The organism is Thermoactinomyces mirandus, from assembly GCF_013868055.1.
GTDB classification, from domain to species: Bacteria; Bacillota; Bacilli; order Thermoactinomycetales; family Thermoactinomycetaceae; genus Thermoactinomyces; species Thermoactinomyces mirandus.
Window position 1 is genome coordinate 41409 of sequence record NZ_JACEOL010000062.1, and the last position, 6498, is coordinate 47906.

The window sequence follows — 6498 nt, forward strand, 5'->3', positions numbered from 1 at the left end:
AATAAAATAATAAATTATAAATTTTTAAACATTTTTAAAATATTAATTATAACGTTGTTGTTTTGTTGTATAATGGAACTGGCAGGGGAATAGGGTAAATATGATGATTTTTTCTCCCGTTTCTTTAATAGCTTGTTAAAAACGGACATAACAGCTACTTAGCTATTTTGTCCCGGCTGGTTAATGGCTCGGATCAGATGCCAAAAAGCAGAGAAATAACCCGGACATGACCAAGTGAAATAGGGAGCGGAACGATGACAGAAGATCTTATAAAAATGCTGGAGCTTTTAAACGAAAATTCGGGGTGGTTTTTCGATTTCTTCGTAATTGTTGTAGCTGTAGGAATTTCAGCGACATTACTGGTCCACATCTATCGATTTGCAACAGGAAAAAGTGACTGGTTGGGGCGCAGTCTGGACGGGGGAGACCAAAGCAGCCAAATGGCACTCATTCAATTGGATACTTGCCGGAAAGAAAACGAAGAATTGGAAAAGAAGGTACTCCTTCTGGAAAATGACCGGCAGGAATTAATGGATTTGTTAAAAGAAAAGAAAAATCAGCTGGAACAGAAAAAGGTTCAATTAACAAAATTCAAAGAAGAAATAGAGATGCTGAAAAACCTGTATGAAGAATTGGATCAAAAATATGATGATGAAACATATACCATGTCTCAAATCATGTATACCGCCGAAGAAGTTGCAGCGGCCATCGTGGATCAGGAGAGATTCCGGCAGAACCGTGATGATATTTTCATGAATCTGCTTGATTATTTGGTGAATACATTAAAGAATTTCCGGTACAAAAATCCCAGGGTAATCATTCATGTCAAGTATCCTGAAAAAAATGATGCTCTTGTGCATTTTGCTCATTCCAGCGGACACTCTCACCGCGTAAAAATATATGAACCACCCATTTACGGAAGTGCAGCTGGCCGTGCCTGGAGAACGAACGAGGTTTACTATGTGCCTGATGTTGAAGACCCCTCTTATGAATATGATTTGAAGACACATTCACGAAAAGTATATCGTACCATTTTATGTGTCCCTATTAAAGCCGGCAACTATGAACCGACAAGAATCGGTGTACTTACAATTACCGGTTCTCCCGTGAACGCATATGAAGATATTGAAATTGAACGCGCCACTTTGTTCGCCAGTCTGCTGTATCCGCTGATTTATATTGATTTAAATAAGCGAGGTGATAAAAATGGCACAGGTACGTAAGCCGTCATTTGAAGAAAGAAAAAAATTGAATAAAATGTACCGGGATGGAGAGTTAACCAGAGAAGAACTGATGGAAAAGATGAAAAATGGTTTGTTTGACCATGAACGGCTGAAAGTAAAACAGAAATTTTTAAAACTGATTCGAAATCGGTCATCAGACAAAAACCGCAAATTCAAGTAAATTTCTTGTTTTCTGGCTAGAGTAATGGGATTGTCGAAAAAATTTAATACAATAATGGTGCTAGTTTGATGCTTTTTCGTTATATTCTTTAGTAAAAACATAAATTTAAAAAATGGAGGGGATGCAAGTGGAGGCAGATCAGACTTTGGATGCCAAAGGGTTGCAATGTCCCATGCCATTGGTCAAGGCGCAAAAAGCCATCAAAAAAATGAAATCCGGAGAAATATTGAAGATTGTTACAAATGATTCCGGGTCTTACAGTGATATACCAGCTTGGGCCAAAACAACAGGAAATAAGCTGATTGAAAGGAAAGAAGAAGAAGGCATGTACATTTTTTGGATTCAAAAATCTTAATTGCTATGGGGCGATAACATGAGTGAAAATAATAAGTCAACATTAATTGTTTTTAGTGGAGATTTGGATAAAGCAATTGCCAGTTTTATTATCGCTACAGGTGCTGCGGCAATGGGAAAACAGGTAACCATGTTTTTTACTTTTTGGGGAATCAGCTTGTTGCGTAAAGAAAATTATCATGGAACCGGCAAAAAATCTTTTCTTGAAAAAATGTTTGGCTGGATGCTGCCGAAAGGGCCTGACAAACTTGGTCTGTCTAAAATGAATTTCGGCGGCCTGGGCGCCTGGATGATGAAATATATCATGAAAAAGAAAAATATTGCCACTCTGCAAGAGTTGATGGAAACAGCAAAAGAAATGGATGTAAAACTGGTAGTTTGCTCCATGTCCATGGATGTACTGGGCATTAAGAAAGAAGAATTGATCGACGGTTTGGAATACGCCGGAGTTGCTACATATCTGGCAGAGGCTGATGATGCCAACATCAACTTGTTTGTATAGATTGCAATCATTATCACTGAAGCAATTATGAGACATTATATAGTATTGATCTTTTAAAACAGCAAGGGAATGAAGAACCCTTGCTGTTTTTTGATTCTGTTTTTAGATTACAGGCACGAAAGTCAGCCAGAAGTAGTAACGGGTTATCAACAAATCATTTTATTGATCACAATATTGATTTTGGCTGAGAGTGCATTATAGAAATGAGAAAACTTTCGATTTCTCAAAAATACAGTTAACTGTTCATACTGAGATAAAAGAAAAATAACTGCTATTTTTTGCGTTATAAATTGATTTAATTTCCCCATTCTTTCCACCTTTTATATACCGTTACAAAACAATTCTTTTGTAACCTTATAAAATAATGATAGCCAAACCCTTTAATTTATAAGGGATTTGGCGCACTATCATTTTCTGGTCTTCCAAATTTCCGCTCTTGTCACAAAATGATATCTCGCCAAGTTGATTTGTTTTGAGATTTTATTCAACATTTATTTCCTTTACCATATGCACTTGCTCTGCAAACGTCTTAATTTCCTTTTTCTTTTATACCTTTCCCGGATTTTCACTGCCAATTTCATGTTCAGCAGTCTTGGATTTGATATCCCGGTTTCTCGTATAACATGATTGCCAGCTTAAGACGATACCGTTTCCTGCCAACTTTCCTCTTCGGAAATTCCCTGTTTTTTGAATTGCAAACGGCACCAGAAAGCAGAATTTGCATAATCCCAATGATATTTGCTGAATTTCCCGTTTGGATGAAAATACTTCCATACTTCGGGAAAGTGTTTTTTTATATCTGATAATATTTCCTTTTTCTTTTGACTCATTAAATGTTGATCATGCCGATATTTTGCCCCCAAAGTTTCCAAACAATCTGTCACTTCTGTCGGAACTTGGCGCCAGATCTCCTTCCATTCTTCATAGGAATCTATAAAATAATGAATCTGGAGATCAGAGTCATTGTAAATGTCATGCAACAGATGCCCCGGGATCGTTTCGCGATTTTTCATAATAGCCCTCCCGCCTGTCAGGGATATAAAAAATAATATATTATTGTATTAGGAAACCAATGGCAGTTTCCCTTTATTTTGAAACTATTTTTTATCATCGGTGGAGGGCTGGTAATGAAAAAAGAAAGTTTGTCTCATTTATTTCGGAATTTTGCGTTGAATGAATGCAAAAATTCAAGTATTTTGTATGGACATCTGGCATTAAATATTTCCGAAGATAAAGAATTGCTTGAAATCGCTTTACATGCCCGCTCAGGCCAACCGGTACCCAACCTCTTTCTCGGAGCGGTTCATTATCTTTTGTTAAAAGGAAAAAATCACGAATTGAGAAAATACTATCCCGGCATTGTGGATTATCCACAAAAAGCAGAATATTCCTTTCCTTATTTTCGCGATTTTTGCCTCTCATTTAGGGAAGAAATCATCTCCATCCTTCAGGAGAAACTTGTCCAAACCAATGAAATTGGACGTTGTGCTTATCTTTACCCATGTTTTTGCCTGATTTACAGTCGGGTAAAGAAACCCCTTTCTGATATCCTGATCCACGCAGACATAAAAGGAAAACGCAAACCGTTTTTGCTACCGGAAAGTCCCCCTGTATCCATGCGATTGGGCATTGATTTAAAGGTGAATAATTTATCTGATGAAGAAGATTATTTATGGCTGAGATCATTAATCTGGCCAGAGCATAAAAAGCGAGTGGAACTTTTTGAAAAAGCTGCAAGACTGTTACCATCTTACTCTCTCCGGCTAATTAAAGGAGATGGAGTCTTGCTTCTTCCTCAGTTAGTGAAACAAATACCAAAGGATAGAGCGATTTGTATTTTCCACACACATGTCGCCAATCAAATCAGGGAAAAAGACAAACTTGAGTTGATGAAACAGATTCAATCGCTTGGAAAAACCAAAGAGGTGTTTCATTTATATAACAATATGTGGGATGGCGACCTTCATCTGGATTCCTTTATTGACGGAGAAAAATACCATAGGATTCTGGCCCGGACAGACGGACATGGACGCTGGTTTGAGTGGTACAGTCAAAACAAAGGGAATAGAGATCCGGAATGATTTTCAATTATCGATTTGGGTAATAAAGCCAAATATTGACAGTGTTCCAACAACAACTCTTCATTCCTGTTACAGTTATGCTATACTTGCCTGGGCTATATGATCCTCGATCTGGTTGGCCTCTCTCGAACAAATGCAGAAGAGCCTATGTTTTCGAAATTTTATTAAATACTCGTAAGTTTGAATGAATCGACAAAAAAGAACTGCATAATCTTTATTTTCTCATTAAAACAGATTGACGAACATGAATACGCCTATGATTCAGGATTGGTCGAAGTTACATTAGAACCCAAACAAGTGGACAATGAGCTTTATTATGATAGATAATGGCGGAGGGATGCAGGTTTATAAAAAAACAAACCTTTCGGGGCAGAATATGCCCCGTTTTTTGCCTTTTCAAAAATAAAAGCACGCGCTTTTCAATCTTCCTTACTTACTGCTTTCATCAAGGATAATTTCAACGATCCCCTGGCTGCCATCCACACGAATCATTTGCCCATCCTTTATTATCCTGGTAGCATCATCCACTCCCACCACGGCAGGAATTCCGTATTCCCTGGCCACTACGGAACCGTGTGTCATCAATCCCCCCACTTCCGTTACCAGCGCTTTGGCGGATTGGAACAAGGGCGTCCAGCCGGGATCAGTATGGGGTGCTACCAGAATTTCTCCTTCATGGAAATCGGCTTCTTCCGGCTTGAAGACAACACGCGCTTTTCCCTCAACCATTCCTGCTGAAGCTGGCGTTCCGACAAGCACACCTTCGGGAAGTTCACCTCTTTTGGATGATCCGGTCACAATTTCTCCTTCACTCGTCATCACTTTTGGTGGTTTCAATGTTTGATACCAGGCAAATTTTTCTTTGCGGTCTGCAACAAGGTCAGTGACATTCAGCAGGAATTCCCCTTTAGCCAGTTGGATCAACTCTTCCAAAGTCAGGAAAAACACATCTTCAGCCCGATGCAGAATCCCTTTCTTCACCAGTTCTTCCGCTTTGACCATGATATTTTTTTTGCATTCATACCAAATCAATGTTAGCAGATATTTGGGGTGCTCGCGAAGTCCCCCCATGTAGCGGTATACTTCAATAAGACGTTGAATCCGTCTGGCTTTATATTTGCTGCGTCCCGCCTGTCCGATGATCCGCCGCTCTGCTTCCCGGGCAACCTGTTCACCTTCGGCAAATTTTCGCCGGTGTTCTCCCGGCTTCACACTGCGCATATGCCCCAAAATGGCCGGAACCAGCTGAGTTGGCGCCTCACGCCAGCGAGGTCTGGTCACATCAATTTCTCCCGGGCAACGATGACCGTATTTATCCATAAACTTCTCAAATTCCAGTTTAAACCGCTCGCCCCCTTCAACCTTCAGGAGTCCTTCATAAAAGGTTTTGTCATCGGCCTGTTTCAGATATGCTTCCACTTCCGGCAGTTCACGGACCAGATCCGCCAGATCGCCAATCTCCAGACCCATCTGGCTGGTAATATTGCCAGGAAGCGATTTGTTCAACTGATACAACTCTTTGGTATCTCCCAATTCTTTCTTTAGCAACATGAATGAGATCGGAAAACAGATCACATATGGAAAAAGGACTGGCAATATATCTTTTGCCAGATTATTCAACTGATATTGAACCATTTCCAGCCGTTTATATCCGCTTGTCCCCTGCACCGCTTTCCGGATATCTGCCCATTTATTCTGCATAAAGTCTTCAACTTTTTCCTTTGCCAATTTGGGATCCCGTTTAAACAGATTTTTCCACACATCTTTTACTACAGGGACAATATATTGTCGTTTTGAGCGAATCACACCCGGCTTGGCCGGAACCTTCCGGAACTCCGGCCGCTCAATCACTTCAGTGATAGCATTGGCAAGCTTTTCATCAAAAACATTCTTAAGCACAATAGGAAATACTTTTCTTCCATATTTTGTACGGAGAAATTCCGTGGGATTGACAAACAGGCGCCCGCCCGCTTCCAAAAAAACACTTTTTGGAAAAATGGTTTGCAAGATCGAAATCCCCATCGGCTTCATGGCATCGGTCATCATTTGTGCATGGCCAAATGAGAACATTACCTGAAGCGGTTCCTGCGGAATGTCCGGCAACGGATAGAGTGATGTGACCGGCCGGCTTTGTACAACATAAAACTCCCCGTCTTC

General features: G+C 40.0%; 7 protein-coding genes. 5 read left to right on the forward strand and 2 right to left on the reverse strand.

All coding sequences use genetic code 11. The features are described from left to right. Positions 1-254 precede the first annotated feature (254 nt). From H2C83_RS15575 to H2C83_RS15590, 4 genes are all read left to right on the forward strand, one after another. Entirely contained in the window at positions 255-1223 is a 969-nt protein-coding gene (locus tag H2C83_RS15575) for a GAF domain-containing protein (protein WP_181742098.1), read from the forward strand. Further along, entirely contained in the window at positions 1207-1404 is a 198-nt protein-coding gene (locus H2C83_RS15580) for a hypothetical protein (protein ID WP_181742099.1), read from the forward strand. The genes H2C83_RS15575 and H2C83_RS15580 overlap by 17 nt, the downstream gene beginning before the upstream one ends. Positions 1405-1531: 127 nt before the next feature. Then, a complete protein-coding gene (locus H2C83_RS15585; protein ID WP_181742100.1) occupies positions 1532-1759 on the forward strand; it encodes a sulfurtransferase TusA family protein in 228 nt (75 codons plus the stop codon). An 18-nt stretch (positions 1760-1777) separates the two neighbouring features. Further along, positions 1778-2260 carry a DsrE/DsrF/DrsH-like family protein gene (locus tag H2C83_RS15590; protein WP_181742101.1) on the forward strand — a complete coding sequence of 161 codons (483 nt, stop codon included), beginning with the start codon at positions 1778-1780 and terminating at the stop codon, positions 2258-2260. A gap of 635 nt (positions 2261-2895) precedes the next feature. On the opposite strand, the gene H2C83_RS15595 is transcribed toward H2C83_RS15590, so the two are convergent. Further along, on the reverse strand, positions 2896-3273 hold the full coding sequence (locus tag H2C83_RS15595; RefSeq protein WP_181742102.1) for a hypothetical protein: 378 nt from the start codon (positions 3271-3273) through the stop codon (positions 2896-2898). Positions 3274-3387: 114 nt separating this feature from the next. Here H2C83_RS15595 and H2C83_RS15600 point away from each other — a divergent pair, with 114 nt between their 5' ends. Continuing rightward, positions 3388-4341, forward strand: coding sequence for a DUF2332 domain-containing protein (locus H2C83_RS15600; protein WP_181742103.1), 954 nt, complete (start codon positions 3388-3390; stop codon positions 4339-4341). 429 nt (positions 4342-4770) lie between these two features. Here H2C83_RS15600 and H2C83_RS15605 read toward each other — a convergent pair. Further along, the coding region (locus H2C83_RS15605; RefSeq protein ID WP_181742104.1) for a PEP-utilizing enzyme at positions 4771-6498 on the reverse strand (1728 nt) is incomplete at its 5' end.